At 75.4% G+C, this 16925-nt stretch carries 14 protein-coding genes; 10 read left to right on the top strand and 4 right to left on the bottom strand.

All coding sequences use genetic code 11. The annotated features are described in order from the left end of the window. Positions 1-523, bottom strand: a 523-nt coding sequence (locus MNZ27_RS14190; RefSeq protein WP_242394737.1) for a (2Fe-2S)-binding protein, incomplete at its 3' end; no start/stop codon positions are given. 106 nt (positions 524-629) lie between these two features. On the opposite strand from MNZ27_RS14190, the gene MNZ27_RS14185 reads away from it, so the two are divergent. Together MNZ27_RS14185 and MNZ27_RS14180 are read left to right on the top strand one after the other, a co-directional pair. Further along, positions 630-1580, top strand: a complete 951-nt coding sequence (locus MNZ27_RS14185; protein WP_242394736.1) for an alkaline phosphatase family protein — start codon at positions 630-632, stop codon at positions 1578-1580. A gap of 8 nt (positions 1581-1588) precedes the next feature. Further along, positions 1589-2461 (top strand): hypothetical protein, encoded by an 873-nt coding sequence (locus MNZ27_RS14180; RefSeq protein ID WP_242394735.1) that lies wholly within the window; start codon positions 1589-1591, stop codon positions 2459-2461. Here MNZ27_RS14180 and MNZ27_RS14175 read toward each other — a convergent pair. The 3 genes from MNZ27_RS14175 to MNZ27_RS14165 are packed head-to-tail and all read right to left on the bottom strand — an operon-like array spanning position 2458 to position 6450. Then, a complete protein-coding gene (locus MNZ27_RS14175) occupies positions 2458-2934 on the bottom strand; it encodes a hypothetical protein (protein WP_242394734.1) in 477 nt (158 codons plus the stop codon). The two genes, MNZ27_RS14180 and MNZ27_RS14175, sit on opposite strands and share 4 nt — an antisense overlap. A gap of 52 nt (positions 2935-2986) precedes the next feature. After that, complete coding sequence (locus MNZ27_RS14170) at positions 2987-4342, bottom strand: nucleotide sugar dehydrogenase (RefSeq protein WP_242394733.1); 1356 nt, start codon at positions 4340-4342, stop codon at positions 2987-2989. After that, positions 4339-6450, bottom strand: coding sequence for a heparinase II/III family protein (locus MNZ27_RS14165; RefSeq protein ID WP_242394732.1), 2112 nt, complete (start codon positions 6448-6450; stop codon positions 4339-4341). Before MNZ27_RS14165 ends, MNZ27_RS14170 begins: the two co-directional genes overlap by 4 nt. Positions 6451-6807: 357 nt before the next feature. Here MNZ27_RS14165 and MNZ27_RS14160 point away from each other — a divergent pair, with 357 nt between their 5' ends. The 8 genes from MNZ27_RS14160 (at position 6808) to purE (ending at position 16919) form a co-directional block, all read left to right on the top strand. Next, positions 6808-7368 (top strand): hypothetical protein, encoded by a 561-nt coding sequence (locus MNZ27_RS14160; RefSeq protein WP_242394731.1) that lies wholly within the window; start codon positions 6808-6810, stop codon positions 7366-7368. Positions 7369-7684: 316 nt separating this feature from the next. Next, complete coding sequence (locus tag MNZ27_RS14155) at positions 7685-9538, top strand: DUF4091 domain-containing protein (RefSeq protein WP_242394730.1); 1854 nt, start codon at positions 7685-7687, stop codon at positions 9536-9538. A gap of 116 nt (positions 9539-9654) precedes the next feature. Next, positions 9655-11415 (top strand): serine/threonine-protein kinase, encoded by a 1761-nt coding sequence (locus tag MNZ27_RS14150; RefSeq protein ID WP_242394729.1) that lies wholly within the window; start codon positions 9655-9657, stop codon positions 11413-11415. A 755-nt stretch (positions 11416-12170) separates the two neighbouring features. Next, a complete protein-coding gene (locus MNZ27_RS14145) occupies positions 12171-12668 on the top strand; it encodes a MerR family transcriptional regulator (RefSeq protein ID WP_242394728.1) in 498 nt (165 codons plus the stop codon). Between the two features lie 79 nt (positions 12669-12747). Beyond that, positions 12748-13320, top strand: coding sequence for a sigma factor-like helix-turn-helix DNA-binding protein (locus tag MNZ27_RS14140; RefSeq protein WP_242394727.1), 573 nt, complete (start codon positions 12748-12750; stop codon positions 13318-13320). A gap of 137 nt (positions 13321-13457) precedes the next feature. Then, complete coding sequence (purH, locus tag MNZ27_RS14135; protein WP_242394726.1) at positions 13458-15032, top strand: bifunctional phosphoribosylaminoimidazolecarboxamide formyltransferase/IMP cyclohydrolase; 1575 nt, start codon at positions 13458-13460, stop codon at positions 15030-15032. 112 nt (positions 15033-15144) lie between these two features. Then, complete coding sequence (gene purD / locus MNZ27_RS14130; RefSeq protein ID WP_242394725.1) at positions 15145-16407, top strand: phosphoribosylamine--glycine ligase; 1263 nt, start codon at positions 15145-15147, stop codon at positions 16405-16407. After that, entirely contained in the window at positions 16404-16919 is a 516-nt protein-coding gene (gene purE, locus MNZ27_RS14125; protein WP_242394724.1) for a 5-(carboxyamino)imidazole ribonucleotide mutase, read from the top strand. The genes purD and purE overlap by 4 nt, the downstream gene beginning before the upstream one ends. Positions 16920-16925: the final 6 nt, after the last annotated feature.

Below are 16925 nucleotides of genomic sequence, written 5' to 3'. Positions count from 1 at the left end.
CGAGGGCCTCCGCCGCGCCGAGCCCCGCCGGCCCCGCGCCGACGACGAGGACGTCCCAGGCCTCCTCGACGGGCCGGGGGGCGGGGCGCGCCGGCGTCGCCGCGGGCAGCCGCCCGACGCCGGCGAGGCGCCGCGACACCGCCACCGCCGCCCGGTTCGCGAGCGTGTTGCAGGTCATCAGGTGGTGGTGGTCGAGGCCGTGCGGCCAGGCGAGGTCGACGACGCCGAGGAGATCGTGCGCCGCGCCCGGGACCGCGTTCTGGCTCTCGACCGCGAGGCCGTCCCGGCAGGGCAGCCGACAGGCGCGCTGGTCGGGGAGCCCGTCGGCGCGCACGAGGCACGTGCCGCAGGAGCCGGCGAGGCAGAAGGGCCCGCGGGGGCGGTGGTACTTGGGGCTCCGCGCGAGGAGGGGGCGGCCGGCGGCGAGGAGCGCGGACGCGACGGACTCGCCGCGGCGGGCGCGGACCGCGCGGCCATCGAAGGTGATGGTGCAGTCCTCGGGGAACGCGGGGAGGCGGGGCATGGGGCCTCGGGCCTGGTGCCGTCCACCGAGGATAGCGCCGCCTCCGGGGCGAGTGGACACCGGGGCACCGCAAGAAGGGGCGGCGCCGCCGTCATATGATGAGAGGGTGTCGGTCCTCTTCGTGTTCGTGGATGGGGTCGGGGCGGGCGCCCGCGCTCCGGACGAGAACCCCCTCGCCCGGGGCGAGTTCCTCCTGTCGCGCTTCGCGGACGGCGCCGGCGCGCCGCTCCCCGCGGGGGGCCGGGCGGTGCTCGCCGACGCGCGGCTCGGCGTCCCGGGACGCCCGCAGTCGGCCACCGGCCAGAGCACGATCCTCACCGGCGAGAACGCGCCGCACCTGATCGGACGGCACCTCCTCGGCTACCCCAACGCGCCCCTCCGGGTGCTCCTGCGCGAGCGGTCGCTGTTCGGCACGCTCGCCGCGGCGGGCCGGCGGGCCGCCTTCGCCAACGCCTACCCGGTCGCGTACCTGCGCGCGCTCGGGCTCGAGGCCGAGGGCGAGCCGGAGTGGGCGCTGACCGGGCGGCGCCGGGTCCGCCCCTCCGCGACGACGGTGGCGTTCGCGGCGGGCGGCGGGCGGTTCCGGACCTGGGCCGACGCCGCGCGCGGCGAGGCGCTCACCCACGATCTCACCGGCGCGCGCGCCCGCGAGCACGGCGCCCGCCTGCCGTCGCGCGACCCCGCCGAGGCCGCGGAGATCTTCCTGCGCGTCGCGCGAGGGCACGACCTGGCGCTCTTCGAGTTCTTCGAGACCGACGAGGCCGGGCACGCCCGGTCGATGGAGCGCGCGCTCGACGCGCTCGAGCGGCTCGATCGCTTCCTCCGCGCCGTCGTCGAGGGGCTCGCCGCGGACGACGCCCTGGTGGTCACGAGCGATCACGGCAACGTGGAGGACCTCTCGACCCGCAACCACACGCTCGCACCGGTCCCGGTGCTCGGCTTCGGTCCGGCCGCCGCGGCCCTGGACACGGTGGGTGATCTCACCCACCTCGCGCCGCTGCTGCTGACGCTGTGCGGCGTCGCGCCGTCCTTGCGCGCCGGCGAGGACGGACGCTAATTGGACCGGTGCCTCGCGCCGCCGCCGCCCTCGTCCTCGCCGTCCTCGCGACCGGGTGCGCCGTGCGCGGCGGCGAGGGGGCGCGGGTCGAGGACGTCACGGTCGGTACGGCGCGGTTCCGGGTGCACTACCTCCCCGAGGACGCCGGCGCCGCGCGCCAGGTGATCGGGGCGCTCCGGGCCGCCGCGCCCCGCGCCGCGCGCTGGGGGATCCTCTCCTCGCCCATCGACGTCGTCCTCCACCCGACCCACGCCGCGCTCGAGGCCGCCGTCCACCGCGACGGGTACGAGTGGCTCCGGGCCTGGGCGCGGTTCGGGCAGATCGACCTCCAGTCGCCGCGCACGTGGGGCCTGCTCGGCGCGTCCGACGCGGAGGTCGGCGAGCTCGTCGCGCACGAGCTCACGCACTGCGCGATGTACCAGCTCGCCGGCGACGAGCTGACCTGGATGTACAAGGACATCCCGCGCTGGTTCAGCGAGGGGCTCGCGAGCGTCGCCGCGGGGCAGGGGTACCGGCGCGGCGAGCTGCAGGCGCTCGGCCGGTATTACGAGGACGCGCTGCCGGGCTCCGGCGGGGGCGTCGCGGGCGCCCGGGCGCGCGTCGCGCGGGGGAACGCCTCGGTCGTGGGCGACCCGCTGCTCGATCCCGACCCGCTCTACCAGGAGCAGTCGGACGTGGTGTACGGCGCCGCGCACCACGCCGTCGTGTTCCTCCTCGCCCGCTACGGCGAGGAGCGCGTCCACCGGATCGTGAAGCTCATGGGAGAGGGGCAGCGGTTCCCTGCGGCCTTCCGCGAGGCCATCGGGATCGGCGACGCCGAGTTCGCGTCCGACTTCCGCCGCTACGTCGTCTGGCAGGGCTGGCGCAAGGACGCGCGCTAGACCCTGCGCACCAGGCTCGCCACGACCCAGAGCCGGTCGCCGTACGCGCGCTCGGCGCACATCCAGACGCGGACGGGCTCGCCGGCGACGGCCACGTGGACGCCGGACTCGGGGCCCCAGACCCATTCGCGCGCCTCGGCGCTCCCGCCGGTGCGGGGCGGCCCGACCTCGGCGCCGAGGAGCGCGAGGGAGACGCGGACCGGATCGACCGGCTCGGCGCCGACCACCTCGACGTGGGTGACGATCCCGTGCCGGTCGGCCTCGACGTTCGCCACCGCCGCCAGCTCCCCCTGCTCCCCGAAGGCGACGTCGGGCTCCGACAGATCGAGGTTGAGCAGCCGCCGCCGCTCGGCGTCGAGGGCGATCGGGGTCGCGTACGGGCGCCAGCCGGCGCGGCGGAACGCGTCGAGCGCGGCGCGCCGGGGCTGCCCGAGGAGCTCGTCGAGGGGAGGGAGGGGGAGGGGGGTGCTCATCGCGATCGCTCCGGTGCGGCGGAGAGGCGAGGGAGGTGTAGCACGCCGCCCGTCAGGCTTTCACGATCTTCTCCCGCCCGACCCGGACCGCCCGGCAGGCATTCCGCGTGTCCACGACCAGCCGGGCGTGCTCGACGACGCGCGCGTAGTCCACGGCGGAGTGGTCGGTCGCGACGAGGACCGCGTCGGCGCCTTCGAGCGCCTCGTCGGTGAGCGGCACGCTCACCATGTCGAGGTGGTGCTGGCGCATCCGCGGGACGCGCGGCACGTACGGATCGTGGTAGACGACCTGGGCCCCGCGCTCCTGGAGCAGCTCGATGAGCCGCACCGCCGGGCTCTCGCGCAGATCGTCCACGTCCTTCTTGTAGGCGATCCCGAGCACCAGGATGCGCGCGTCCCGGAGCGCCCTCCCGCGCTCGTTCAGCGCCTCCATGGTCCGCCCGACGACGTACCGGGGCATCTCGGTGTTCACCTCGCCGGCGAGCTCGATGAACCGGGTCTGGAACTCGTACTGGCGCGCCTTCCAGGTCAGGTAGAAGGGATCGATCGGGATGCAGTGGCCGCCGAGCCCGGGGCCGGGCTGGAAGGGCATGTAGCCGAACGGCTTCGTGGAGGCGGCGTCGATCACCTCGTTCACGTCGAGCCCCATCCGGTGGCAGAGCACCTTGAGCTCGTTCACGAGCGCGATGTTCACGCTCCGGAAGACGTTCTCGAGGAGCTTCGTCATCTCCGCGACGCGGGTGGAGGAGACCGGCACCACCCGCTCGAAGGCGACGCCGTACAGCGCCAGCGCGGCCTCGAGGCAGGCCGGCGTGTAGCCGCCGACGATCTTGGGGACGGTGTGCGTCGCGACGCCCGAGCCGGGGTCCTCGCGCTCCGGCGAGAACGCGAGGAAGAAGTCGCGCCCGGCGCGCAGCCCGCTGCCGCGCTCGAGGATCGGCAGGAGGACCTCCTCGGTCGTCCCGGGGTACGAGGTGGACTCGAGCACGATCGCCTGGCCCGGCCGGACGAAGGGCGCGAGCGCCTCGCCGGTGCGCTCGACGTACCCGAGGTCCGGCTCGCGCGCGCGGGTGAGCGGGGTCGGCACGCAGATCACCACCGCGTCGCACGCCGCGGCGCGGGCGAAGTCGGTGGTCGCCTCGAGGCGCCCGCCCCGCACCGCCTCGGCGATCGCCGCGGCGTCCACCGTCTTGAGGTAGCTCCGGCCGGCGGCGAGGAGGCGGGGCTTGTCCGGATCCACGTCGATGCCGGTCGCGGCGAGGCCGGCGCGGCGCGCGAAGGTGAGGGCGAGCGGCAGCCCCACGTAGCCCAGGCCGATCACCGCGACGCGGGCGCTGCGATCGACGAGGCGGGAGAGCAGGCGTCGGCCCTGGGTGCACGCAGCGCCGCCGGGGGTGGGCTCGATCATGGGGGCGCGCTCCGCGCCGCGGGGGATCCCGCGGGCAGGTGGAGGAACAGCGTCGCGAGCGCGGCGGGGCAGGCGACGGGGGCGGCCAGGAGGATCGCCGTGGCGTCCTCGAGGCGGCCGTAGCCGGGCGCGCGCAGCGCCGGCCCGAGCTCGGGCTCGAGCCCGGCGGGGCAGGAGAAGGCGACGAGGAGCAGCCCCTCCCCGCCGAGCGGGACCTCGACCGCGCGCAGGGGGTCGGCGGGGCGCCGGAGCCCCGCGAGGCGCGCGAGGCGCGCGAGCCCGTCCGCCTCGGCGGGCGAGACCGGCCGCAGGCGGGGACGGGTCGAGGCGAGCGGCCAGCGCAGCTCGATCGCGTGCGTGCCGCGGCCGAGGAGCCGATCGACGACGACGAGCCCGTCCGCCGCCGCCCAGAGCTCGCGCCGGTGGACGACGCCCGTCCGGGCGACGAAGCCGCGGTGCTCGCCGACGAGGTGGGCCGCGGCCGCGCCCTCCGACTGGTCGATCACCCGGGCGGCGGCCGCCTCCGGCAGGGCGAAGATCCGGCCGGGCACCAGGGGCGCCTGCTCGAGCCCGTCGACGACCACGGTGGCGTGGGCGCGCGTCGAGCGGAAGGCGTCGCGGAGCGCGGGGTCGCGCCCGTACACCGGCATCCCCGGATCGCAGACCGCGCGCACGCCGCCCACGAACAGCTCCAGGGCGAGCTTGTCGTTGTGGTTGTGGCCGCCGATCCCGCGCTGGCCGTTGGGGCCGCAGGAGACGAAGGCCTCGACGGCGCCGCGCCGGAGCGCGTGGTAGCCGCCGTCGGGGTGGACCGCGCTCCGCGGCGGCGGGCCGGGGCGGGCCCGGGCGAGCCACTCCAGGGGCGCCGGGCCGAGGAGCCACGCGACCTCGGCCGCGCCGCCGGCGCCGGGCACGACGAGCAGGGCGGGATCCCGGAGCAGCGCCGCGCCGAGCGGGAGGAGGTAGCCGCCCTCGGTGGGGCCGCGCGGCCGGATCGCGAGGGCGCGCCCCGAGTCGTTGTCGCCGAGCTGCGGGAGCTCCCCGGAGGCGGAGAGGAGCGCCCGCGTCGAGCGGAACAGCCCCGCGAGCCGCCGCGCGTAGTCGCGGCCGAGGCCGCTCCGACCCGCGTGCGCGAGGAGCAGCCCGGCGGCGAAGAGCTCCGTCGAGAAGCGCTGGTACGCGACCGAGCCCTCGAAGCTCGTCCCGTCGGCGTTCACCTGCTCGGCGATGGCGCGGCGGAGCCCACCGGTCGCGAGCGCCCTCCAGCGCGGCGCCTCGGGCCACTCCGGCAGCGCGGCGGCGCAGGCCAGGAGCCCCAGCCAGTCGGTCGCGAGGTGGTTGTTCGGGACGGCGGTGTCGTCCTCGAGGTGCGCGAGCACGAAGCGTCCGGTGGCGACGGCGAGCCGCGCCGCCTCCAGCGCGAGCCCGGGATCCGGCGCGCGCCGGCGGAAGGAGAGGATCCAGAGCGCGACGGTGAGGTTCCAGGCGCGGAGCGCCGCCTCCATCGCGCTCGTCCAGTGGACGCCGTGGCCGACGGGGTTCGCCCGGGCGAAGTCCTGGACCTGCGCGGACAGCGCCGCCGCGAGCGCGTCGCCCCGGCGCCCGTCGAGCACCGCCCCCTCGGCGAGCGCGATCCACTGCTCGCCCCGCGCGAGCGCCCACGCCATCTTCAGGTCGAGCCGGGGACCGCTCGGGAGCGCGCCCGAGGGGGCGCAGGCGAACCGGCCGCCGTTCACGAGGTCGCGCTGCCAGTCGAGGCCGCCGTCGGCGCGCCGCGCGTCGAGCGCGCGGCCGTAGATCTCGACGCGCCCGTCGGCGGCGGCCTCCGCGCGGGCGATCGCCCGCTCCGATTCGCCGGGGACGTGCCGGTCGAGGGCCCGGCGGAGCGCGCCCGGGGTCCAGGCGGGCGGGGCGGGGCGAGCGCGGCCGAGCAGGGCGGCGAGCGAGGGGAGGTCGGAGCAGCCGAGGATCTCGAGGAGGCGCTCGGGGGACGGGGCGAGCGGCGGCGCGAGGCGGTTGCGCGCCCCGCGGACCGCGCGGCGCGCCGCCGTGGCCAGGAGCCGGCGCGGCGCGACCCGCGTCGCGAGGAACCCGTAGTAGGTGAACACCGCCGCCCTCGCCCGGAGCCTCCGCCGCGCGCGCCGCCGGCAACGCGCCGGGCGATCGCTCGCCGCCGGGCGTGCCGCTCGCGCGCTCGCCCGATCGGCCACCGCCCGCGCTCCCTGCGAGCGGCACCACCAAGCAAAGGGCCGGCCAGCCACACCCGTGCGCCGTGCAGCGGTCGCGCTGCCAAGGAGGCGTGGCCGGGGAGCGCCGGGAGTCCGGGGCTTCCTCGAGTGTGAAGGCCGGTTCCCTCCCCGCCGTGCGCCAACGCGGCAGGCCCGCGACCTGTGCTGGCAGAGCGCTTGCTTCGCTTCGAGCACGCCGGGCGCACGGTCCGGCGAGGCGTCCGATCGGAGGCGCGCGTGGGTGCGGTGGCGGTGGGGCTCCTCGTCGAGGAGCAGCGAGGCGAGATCGCGGCGGCCTGGAAGCGCGCGGTCGAGGAGGAGCTCGGCGGCGAGCCCGCCATCGGGTTCGCGGTGTTGCCGCTTCTGCGGGAGCTGTCGCTCGCGCTGCGCGGCGATGCGCCGGCGTCCCGCCCGCGGGGCGCCGACGGGTTGCAGCGGTGCATGGTGCTCGTCCGCTCGGGCGCCCAGCCGGCACGCGTCGCCCGCGAGTTCAAGCTCCTCCACCGCGCGGTGTGGGAGGCCCTCCGCCGGGCGGGGCGCATCGTCGCCGCGAACGAGCGGCGCGCCGCCGACGAGTGGCTGGACGAGGCGCTGGCGGCCGCGCTGGACCGCCTCGAGCGGGTCCGGATGCGGATCGACCTGCTGGAGCACGGCCCCGAGATCGTGCCGGCGAGCCGCGACGGCGCGCGTCCCACGCCGCCGCCGCTGCCGCGCGCGGCCCTGCGCCCGCCGCCGCTGCCGACGCAGCCCCGGCGTCCGATCCCGCCGAGCGGCTCCCTCGGCGATCCGCGCAAGTAGCGCAGGCCCCATTTTCTACACGGGCGGGCGTGCGCCCGGCGTGAAGCCGGGGCGCGCGGCGCCCGCCTGCGCGCGCGCCGTGGGAGCGTCGCTGCGCGGCGGACCGTAGCGCCCCAGCGAAAGAACGAGCGAGCGAGCGTGGTGTAGGCCCCGGTGGGGTCGTGCGTTCCGTTTGACGGCGAACGTCGGACGGACTGCGCGGGCGCCCGAGCTACGCCCTCTTCAGCGTACGTCCGCTCACCAGGGGGAGAGAAATTCGGTCGGTAGGCCCTCCGTTTCGGGAGCGCTGCAACGAACCCCGAAAGGAGCCCGACCGATGTCGATTCGCCGATCCCTCCTCGCCGCCGCCGCGGTGCTGACCCTCGCCCCGCTCGCTCCCCGCGCCGGCGAGGTGTGGACCGCCTCGTCGGCGGAGAAGATCCGGCCCGACGCGACGCCGCGGCAGACCACGGACGCGCGGCTCGCGGCGGCCCGCAACGAGTTCGAGGCCTTCCAGGTGGTCGTCACCGGGCCCGCGACGCAGGTGCGCGCGAAGGCGACCCTCTCCGGCCCGGCGGGCATGGACCCGCCGCGGCTCTACCGCGAGGAGCTCATCGACCTCCCGCAGCCGTCCGCGCTCGACGGCGCCGCCGGCCGCTGGCCGGACGCGCTCGTCCCCGACGTGGACGACGTCGTGGGCGAGCAGCGCAGCGCGTTCCCGTTCGACGTGAGCGGCGGCGAGAGCCGGGCGATCTGGGTCGAGGTCCACGTGCCCGCGGGCGCGAAGCCCGGGACGTACCAGGGCGAGGTGACCGTCTCCTCCGCGGAGGGCGAGGCGAAGGTCCCGTTCTCGCTGGTGGTGTGGGACTTCGAGCTCCCCTCCACCTCCTCGCTCCGCACCGCGTTCAACCTCTCGTACGGGGTGATCCCGGCCGCGCACGGCGGCGTGTCCGGCGACGACCTCGCGACGCTCCGCGCGCGCTACGGCCAGATGGGGCTCGACCACCGCGTCACGCTCACGGGCGTCACCGACGACGGCGCGAGCTTCGACACCGGGCACCTGGAGCGCTTCTACGGCCCGCTCTTCGATGGCACCGCCCCGACGCAGCTCCAGGGCGCGAAGGCCACCGCGCTGAAGTACATGGGCAGCGAGACCAGCGTGGACGACCACAAGCAGTGGGCGAGCTTCGCGCGGTCGAAGGGCTGGTTCGACCGGCTGTTCGATTACGTCTGCGACGAGCCGCCGCTCACCTGCGCGTGGAGTGACATCGGCCCCCGCGCGCAGGCCGCGCACGACGCCGATCCGGACTTCCGCACGCTGGTCACGACGCAGATCTGGGACGCGCAGGACCACGGCGTGGACCAGGACATCGACCTGCTCGTGCCGGTGATCAACTGGATGGACGACAAGCCGGGCAGCGCGGTGGCGGGCGATCAGCGCGCGCGCTACGACGGCTGGCTCCAGGGAGGGAAGAACCGCGAGCTGTGGCTCTACCAGAGCTGCATGAGCCATGGCTGCGGCGGCACGGTGAACATGGGCTCGCCCTCGGACACGGACCGCTACTACACCGGCTGGCCGAGCTACATGATCGACGCGTCCGCGTCGCGGAACCGCGCGATGGAGTGGCTGACCTTCCTCGAGGACGGAACCGGCGAGCTGTACTGGGAGACCGCGAACGCGTTCACGCACGACGCGTGGTCGAACCAGTGGGACTTCAGCGGCAACGGCGACGGCACGCTCTTCTATCCGGGCACCCCGGCCCGCATCGGCGGGAAGACCGACATCCCGGTGGCGTCCATCCGCCTCAAGATGATCCGCGAGGGCATGGAGGACTACGAGTACCTGAAGCTCCTCTCGGACGCGGGGGATCGGGACGGCGCGCGGCAGATCGCCCGGGACCTGTTCCCGAACGCGTGGTCCACCGACGTGGCGCCGGAGAAGCTCGAGGCGGCGCGCGAGGCGCTGGCGCAGAAGATCCTCGCGGCGAAGGGCAAGTCGTTCACGAGCGCGACGGGCGCCAGCGCGGCGGTGAGCGGCGGATCGGGCGGCGGCGGCGGAGGCGGCGGAGGCTGCGGCTCCGGCGGCGGCCTCGGCGGCGGGGCCCTCCTCGCCCTCCCGCTGCTCCTCCTCCTCGCGGCGCGCGGTGGCGCGGCGCGCCGGGCGGTGCGGGTGCGCGTCCGCCGCCGGTAGCGCTGCCGGACGTCGTGAATCACGAGCGCGCGGGCGCGGCGGATCCTCTCCGCCGCGCCCGTCGTCTTCTGTCCGTGTTCTTTGCGGACGGTCCGGCTCGGTTAGAATCGGCGCCGGTGCGCGCCTTTGGAAAGTACCGGCTCCTGGAGCCGCTCGCGTCCGGAGGGATGGCCGACGTGTGGCGCGCGGAGACGACCGGCGCGGCGGGCGTCGTGAAGGAGGTCGCGCTCAAGCTGGTGCGCGGCGAGCACGAGGCGCGGAGCGAGTTCGTCCGGATGTTCGTCGAGGAGGCGCGCCTCGCGTCGCGGCTCGGGCACGCGAACATCGTCCAGGTCTTCGAGTTCGACGAGGTGGACGGCCGCTACTACATCGCGATGGAGCTGGTCCGGGGCCGGAGCCTCGGCCGCGTCGCCGAGCGGGCGCGCGAGCTCGGGCTCAGGCTCGGGCTCCCGCGCTCGGTGCACGTCGGCGCCGAGGTGGCGCGGGCGCTCGCCTACGCGCACCGCCTCGCCGGCCCCGACGGCGCGCCGCTCGGGCTCGTTCACCGTGACGTCTCGCCGCACAACGTGCTCGTCTCGTTCGAGGGCGAGGTGAAGCTCGCCGACTTCGGGATCGCCCGCGCGATGAGCCGTGCCGGGCTCACCGAGCCCGGCACGGTGAAGGGGAAGCTCGCGTACATGGCGCCGGAGCAGGCGCGCGGCGGGCCGCTCGACGGCCGCGCCGACGTCTTCGCCCTGGGGGTGGTGCTGTGGGAGCTGTGCGCCGGGCGGCGGCTGTTCGCGCGCGACAGCGACGCCGCGACGCTCGCCGCCGTCCTCGACGGGCCGCCGCCCTCGCCGCCGTCGGCCTGGAACGAGGCGGTGTCGCCGGAGCTCGACGCGGTGATCCTCGGCGCGCTCGAGCGCGATCCCGCCGCGCGGACCGCCTCCGCGCAGGAGCTCGCGACCGCGCTCGGGCGGGTCCTCCTGTCCCTGGCGCGCTCGCCCGAGGACTGGGATCTCCGCGCGCTGATGCACCAGCTCTGGCCGGAGGGCGCGATCGCGGCGCCGCCCACGTCGGAGCCGACGCGGGTCCGCTCGCGCGGCGCGGCGGACGCCCCGGCAGCGGAGGCCGAGGCGATCGCGGCGGCGAAGGCGGTCGAGGAGCAGGCCGCTCGGCTCGACGCCCCCCGGGACGAGGTCGAGGAGCGCGGCGGACGCTGGACGGAGACCTCGGACGCCCCGACCCGCACCGCCGCGATCGAGCGGCCGCCGCGGCGGCGCCGGCGAGCGCGCACGGCCGCGCTCGCGGCGATCGGTGTCGTGGTCGCGGCGACCGCGGCCGGGATCGCGAGCGGAGTGGGGGCGAGCAGGCTTCAGGCCTCGAGAATCGGATCTCGGGGAGACGCGCCGCTCCCGACCCCGACTCCGAACCCGAACCCGAGCGCTTCGAACCCGAGCGCTTCGACCCCGAACGCTCCGGGAGGCGGGGCACGGGACCCGGGAGCCGGTCTCGGGGACCCGGGAGGCGGAGCACGGGGACGGTCGGTGGGTACGGGTACGGGTACGGGTGCGGGGCTTGCGTCTTCCCCGAGCACGTCCCCCTCCCGCCGCGCTTCGCCCCCGAGCTCCCCTCCGCTCGAGGCCGTTCGCCCTTCGGTGAAGTCCAAGGGCACGCCGGTCCCTGCCGGAACGCCGGGCATCCTTCACGTCACGTCCACTTCCTGGGCGTACGTCTCCGTGGACGGACGTCCCGCCGGCGAGACGCCGGTCACGCTCGAGCTTCCGCCCGGACGCTACCGCGTGCGCGCCTCGCATCCCCGGCATGGCGTCCGCGAGGCGCTGATCGAGATCGCGCCCGGCCGCCGTTCGGAGTGGTCCGCGCGCCTCGGGCGGTGATGGCGGCCGGTCGCGGGACGGTCCGTGACCGTGCCCGTGACCGTCACCGATCCCCGTGCCCGGGTCCCGGGTCCCGGGTCCCGTGTCCCCTGGCCCGTGTCCCCGTGAACCGTGGTCCGTGAGCCCGTGAACCGTGGCCCGTGAACCCGTGAGCCCGTCGGACCACGAGTAACCGGGCCACGGGAGGCGGATCACGGGTCACGGGGAAGCCGGTGACGGTGACGGTGACGGGGCACGGGCGACGTCACCTGACCGTGCCCGTCACGGATCCCCGTGTCCCTGGCCCGTGAGGCCGTCGGACCACGGGTAACCGGGCCACGGGCCACGGGAGGCGGTTCACGGGTCACGGAGACGCCGGTGACGGTGACGGGGCACGGGCGACGTCACCTGACCGTGCCCGTCACGGATCCCCGTGTCCCTGGCCCGTGAGGCCGTCGGACCACGGGTAACCGGGCCACGGGCCACGGGAGGCGGTTCACGGGTCACGGAGACGCCGGTGACGGTGGCGGTGACGGTGGCGGTGGCGGTCACCCTCACGGTCACGGAGCGCGAACGCGGGACGCGCCCGCCCCCGACGCCTGTGGTCCGCCCGCACACCCCCTCCGCACGCCCGCCCGGGACGTCCCGCTCCGCGGACACGTCGCAGCCGCCCCGGTTGACGCTCGCCACTCAATGGATTAGCTTGGAAATCAAGTTTTCAGTGGCATATACAGGGTAGCAGACACTCAGTGGCACAAATCACGCACAGATCCTCGGTGGACTTCCGCGACGACGAGATCGCCCGCCTGGAGCGAGCGCGGGCTGGCGGGATCACCAGCGGTGAGGTGGTGCGGCTGTTCGGCGAGAAGGGCGTGCGGCTGTCCGCCGCGACGTTCCGGAAGTACGTCCAGGTGGGGCTGCTGCCCCGGAGCCGGCGCGTCGGCCGGAAGGGGAAGCACACCGGCTCGACGGGGCTCTACCCGGTGTCGGTGGTCCGCCGGATCGCCCTGATCAAAAGGATGATGGCGGAGGGCTACACGGTCGAGGACATCCGCGGCAGCTTCGTGACCGTGCGGAACCGGCTCGAGGACGTGGAGAAGGGTCTCCAGGAGCTCGTGGAGGAGCTCACGCGGAAGGCGCGGGTGCACCCGCGCCGCAGGCAGTTCGAGGACGAGCTCGTCCGGGCGGAGCGCGAGGTGCGGAAGGCGCTCGACCGGATCGAGAAGGTGGGTGGAGCGGTCGCCACGGTGACGGCGGAGGCCGTCGAGGCGTGACGATCGTGGCGCCGGCCCGGCGCTCGTGGACGGTGGACGGCGCTCCCAGGGCGCCCGTGGCGGAGAGGGAGGGCAGGGGATGAGCGAGCTGAAGGGGACCGCGGAGCCCGCGGGGGAGCGATCCGCGGAGCAGCAGGAGCAGGAGCAGGAGCAGGCGCAGGCGCAGGCGCAGGCGCCCGGCGAGGAGCTGGACGGCGACGGCAAGCGGGGGCGCCGCCGGTCGAAGACGATGTCCCGCAAGGAGATCGCGCGGGAGCTGCGGCGTCAGCGGGCGTTCGGGCTCGTCGATCCGGAGCTCGACGCGACCATGCGGGAGCTGGAGGCTCGACGGCCGCGCTCGCGCGCGGACTGCGCGAACGGGCCGCGTCCGTGCATGTTCATCTCCTGCAAGCACCACCTCTACCTCGACGTGAACCCGGAGACCGGGTCCATCAAGCTCAACTTCCCGGACCGGGAGGTGTGGGAGCTCGACGAGACCTGCGCGCTCGACGTGGCCGATCGAGGCGGCATCACCCTGGAGGAGGTCGGGACCATCATGAACCTGACCCGGGAGCGGATCCGGCAGGTGGAGACCCGCGGCCTCTCGAAGCTCCGGTCGATCACCGAGGACGAGCCCCGCGTCCCGGCCCCCGCGGGGCCGCGCGGCCGCTGAGGCCGGCGCCGCGACCGCCGGGTCGCGGCCGCGGCGGCGGGCGCTACCCCGGCGCCCGGACGCTGCCTCGTGTCTTGAAAGGCAGCCCGGCGTCCGCTACAACGGCGACCTCGCCGACATCGGAAAGGTCGCCACACATGGTTCACCGCGCGCTCGTCTCGGTCTCCGACAAGACCGGTCTCGTCCCCTTCGCCAAGCGTCTCGCCGCCCTCGGCGTGGAGATCCTCTCCACCGGCGGCACCCAGAAGGCGCTCTCCGCCGGCGGGGTGAAGGTCGTCTCGGTCGGCGACTACACCCAGGCCCCGGAGATCCTCGGCGGCCGCGTGAAGACGCTCCACCCGCGGGTGCACGGCGGCATCCTCTACCGGCGCGGCCTCGCCTCCGACGAGGCGGACGTCAAGGCCCGGGACATCCCGCCCATCGACCTCGTGGTGGTGAACCTCTACCCGTTCCGCGAGGCGGTCGCCGCCGGCAAGCCGTTCGCCGAGTGCGTCGAGGAGATCGACATCGGCGGCCCGACGATGGTGCGGAGCGCGGCCAAGAACTCCGCGCACGTGGGCGTGGTCGTCGATCCGGCCGACTACGACGCGATCGCCGACGAGCTCGAGCGGACGAAGGCGCTCTCCGACGCGACGCGCTTCTACCTGATGAAGAAGGCGTTCGCGCACACCGCCGCGTACGACGCGGCGATCTCCGAGTACCTCACCGCGCGCGAGACGCCCGCGTCCGAGCCCGCGCACTTCCCGCAGACCCTCGCGGCCGTCTACGGGAAGGTGAAGGACCTCCGGTACGGCGAGAACCCGCACCAGGCGGGCGCGTTCTACCGCGCCGCGCGCGAGCCGGAGGAGCCGACCGTCGCGTTCGCGAAGGTGCTGCAGGGCAAGGAGCTCAGCTACAACAACCTCCTCGACCTCGAGGCGGCGCTGGCGAACGTGAAGGAGTTCGACGACGTCGCCGCGGTGATCATCAAGCACAACACCCCCTGCGGCGTGGCCCTCGGCCAGACCCTCGCCGAGGCGTTCGCGCGCGCCCGCGCGTGCGATCCGGTCTCCGCGTACGGCGGCATCGTCGCGCTGAACCGCCCGGTGGACGCCGCCGCCGCCGAGCAGCTCACCGATCTCTTCCTCGAGTGCGTGATCGCGCCGGCGTACGACGACGCGGCGCGCGCGGCGCTCGCGGTGAAGAAGAACCTGCGCCTCCTCGAGGCGCCGCGCCTCGGCCAGCCGCGCGCCACGTGGAGGCGGCGCCCGGAGGAGCTCCGAGAGCTCCGCTCCATCCCCGGCGGGCTGGTCGTCCAGGACCGCGACCTCGGGTCGATCCGCCGCGAGGACTGCAAGCCCATGACGAAGCGCGCTCCGACCGAGCAGGAGTGGCGCGATCTGCTCTTCGCGTGGAAGGTCGTGAAGTACGTGAAGTCGAACGCGATCGTGTTCGCGAAGGACGACCGGACGGTCGCGATCGGCGGCGGGCAGACGAGCCGCGTCGAGTCGGTGAAGACCGCGATGATGAAGAAGCAGCTCGACGTGCGCGGGTCCTCCGTCGCGTCGGACGCGTTCTTCCCGTTCAAGGACGGCGTGGAGGAGATCATCAAGGCCGGCGCGACGGCGATCATCCAGCCCGGCGGGTCCATCCGCGACGCCGAGGCCATCGCCACCGCCGACGCGGCGGGCATCGCGATGGTCGCGACCGGGATGCGGCACTTCCGGCACTGATCACCGGATCGCCCGATGCCGCCCGGAGCCCGGGCGGCGGGGCGGTCGGTCGGCCCGTCCCGCCGGCGCGCGGGGCGCGTCGCGGACGGCCATGGTATAAGCGCGGGCTCTCATGCGAATCCTCGTCGTCGGCTCGGGCGGCCGAGAGCACGCCCTCGCCTGGAAGATCTCCCGGAGTCCCCTCGTGTCCGCGGTGTTCGCGGCGCCCGGGAACCCCGGCATCGCGCAGGTCGCGACCCTCGTACCCCTGAAGCTCGAGGACCACGGCGCGATCATCCGGTGGGTGAAGGAGAACCGGATCGATCTCGTCGTGATCGGCCCCGAGGCGCCCCTCGTCGCGGGGCTCGCCGACCGTCTCGGCGAGGCGGGCGTCCTCGCGTTCGGGCCGAGCGCCGCCGCCGCCCGGATCGAGGGCTCGAAGGCGTTCGCGAAGGACGTCATGCGCGCGGCGGGGATCCCGACCGCCGCCCACGAGACCTTCGACGCGGTCGCGCCCGCCCTCGCCTGGGCGCGCGCCCGCGGCGGCCGCGTCGCGGTGAAGGCGGACGGGCTCGCGGCCGGGAAGGGCGTGGTGGTCTGCGGCGACGTGGCCGCGGCGGAGGCCGCGCTCCAGGCGATGCTCGTCCAGCACGTCCACGGCGCGGCGGGCGCCCGGGTGGTGGTCGAGGAGCGGCTCGAGGGCCCGGAGGCGAGCTGCCTCTGCCTCTCCGACGGCGAGCGGGTGCGGCTCCTCCCCGCCGCGCAGGACCACAAGCGGATCTTCGACGGCGACCGCGGGCCGAACACCGGCGGGATGGGCGCCTTCTCGCCCACGCCGAACGTGACGCCGGCGGTCGAGGCGGTGGTCGAGCGCGACGTGGTGCTCCCCGCGCTCCGGGAGCTCTCCCGGCGCGGCTGCCCGTTCCGCGGCGTCCTCTACGCCGGCCTCATGCTCACGAAGGACGGGCCGCGCGTCATCGAGTTCAACGCGCGGTTCGGCGACCCCGAGACCCAGCCCATCATGATGCGCCTCGCCGGGGACGTGGTGCCCGCGCTGGTCGCCGCGGCGAAGGGCGACCTCTCCGGGGTGGAGCTCCCGGTGGACCCGCGGGCGGCGGTCGGCGTGGTCCTCGCCGCCGAGAACTACCCCGGCACGCCGTCCCGCGGCGACGTCATCGAGGGGCTCGAGGCGCCGCTCGACGCGGACGTGCAGGTCTTCCACGCCGGCACCGCCCAGAGGCCGGACGGTGCGGTGGTGACGAACGGCGGGCGCGTGCTCACCGTGTGCGCCCTCGGGGACGGGCTGGACTCCGCGGCGGCGCGCGCCTACGCGGCGGCGGCGCGGATCCGGTTCCGCGGGATGCAGCTCCGCAGGGACATCGGGAAGAAGCCATGACGAACGCAAGGGTCCTCATCCTCATGGGCTCGGACTCCGACTGGGAGGTGATGTCGGAGGCGAGGAAGGCGCTCGACGAGATGGGCATCGCGTCGGAGGTGCACGTCTCCTCCGCGCACCGCACGCCGGAGCGCACCGGCACCCTGGCCCGCGAGGCGGCCGGGCGCGGGATCGAGGTGCTCATCTGCGGCGCCGGCGCCGCGGCCCACCTCGCCGGCGTCTGCGCGGCCGAGACCGAGCTGCCGGTGCTCGGGGTCCCGCTCGCGGGGAGCGATCTCCGCGGCCTCGACGCCCTGCTCGCGATCGTGCAGATGCCCTCGGGCGTGCCGGTCGGGACGCTCGCGATCGGCAAGGCGGGCGCGCGCAACGCGGGGCTGCTCGCGGCGCGGATCATCGCGCGCAAGGATCCCGAGGTCGCCGCCCGCGTGCGCGCCCAGCGCCAGCGGATGGCCGAGCAGGTCCTCGCGAAGGACGCCGCCCTCCAGGCGAAGCTCTCGGGCGGGGAGGGATGACCCCCG

This window comes from Anaeromyxobacter oryzisoli (genome assembly GCF_022690765.1).
Lineage (GTDB): Bacteria > Myxococcota > Myxococcia > Myxococcales > Anaeromyxobacteraceae > Anaeromyxobacter > Anaeromyxobacter oryzisoli.
The sequence above is the reverse complement of the archived record's forward strand: the minus strand, read 5'-3'. Positions and strand labels throughout refer to the sequence as shown.

Bases quoted from the DNA above. Each gene is read 5' to 3' on its own strand.
- purE (WP_242394724.1), top strand. From the start codon at position 16,404: ATGACGAACGCAAGGGTCCTCATCCTCATGGGCTCGGACTCCGACTGG.
- MNZ27_RS14175 (WP_242394734.1), bottom strand. From the start codon at position 2,934: ATGAGCACCCCCCTCCCCCTCCCTCCCCTCGACGAGCTCCTCGGGCAG.
- MNZ27_RS14170 (WP_242394733.1), bottom strand. From the start codon at position 4,342: ATGATCGAGCCCACCCCCGGCGGCGCTGCGTGCACCCAGGGCCGACGC.
- purH (WP_242394726.1), top strand. From the start codon at position 13,458: ATGGTTCACCGCGCGCTCGTCTCGGTCTCCGACAAGACCGGTCTCGTC.
- MNZ27_RS14155 (WP_242394730.1), top strand. From the start codon at position 7,685: ATGTCGATTCGCCGATCCCTCCTCGCCGCCGCCGCGGTGCTGACCCTC.
- MNZ27_RS14140 (WP_242394727.1), top strand. From the start codon at position 12,748: ATGAGCGAGCTGAAGGGGACCGCGGAGCCCGCGGGGGAGCGATCCGCG.
- purD (WP_242394725.1), top strand. From the start codon at position 15,145: ATGCGAATCCTCGTCGTCGGCTCGGGCGGCCGAGAGCACGCCCTCGCC.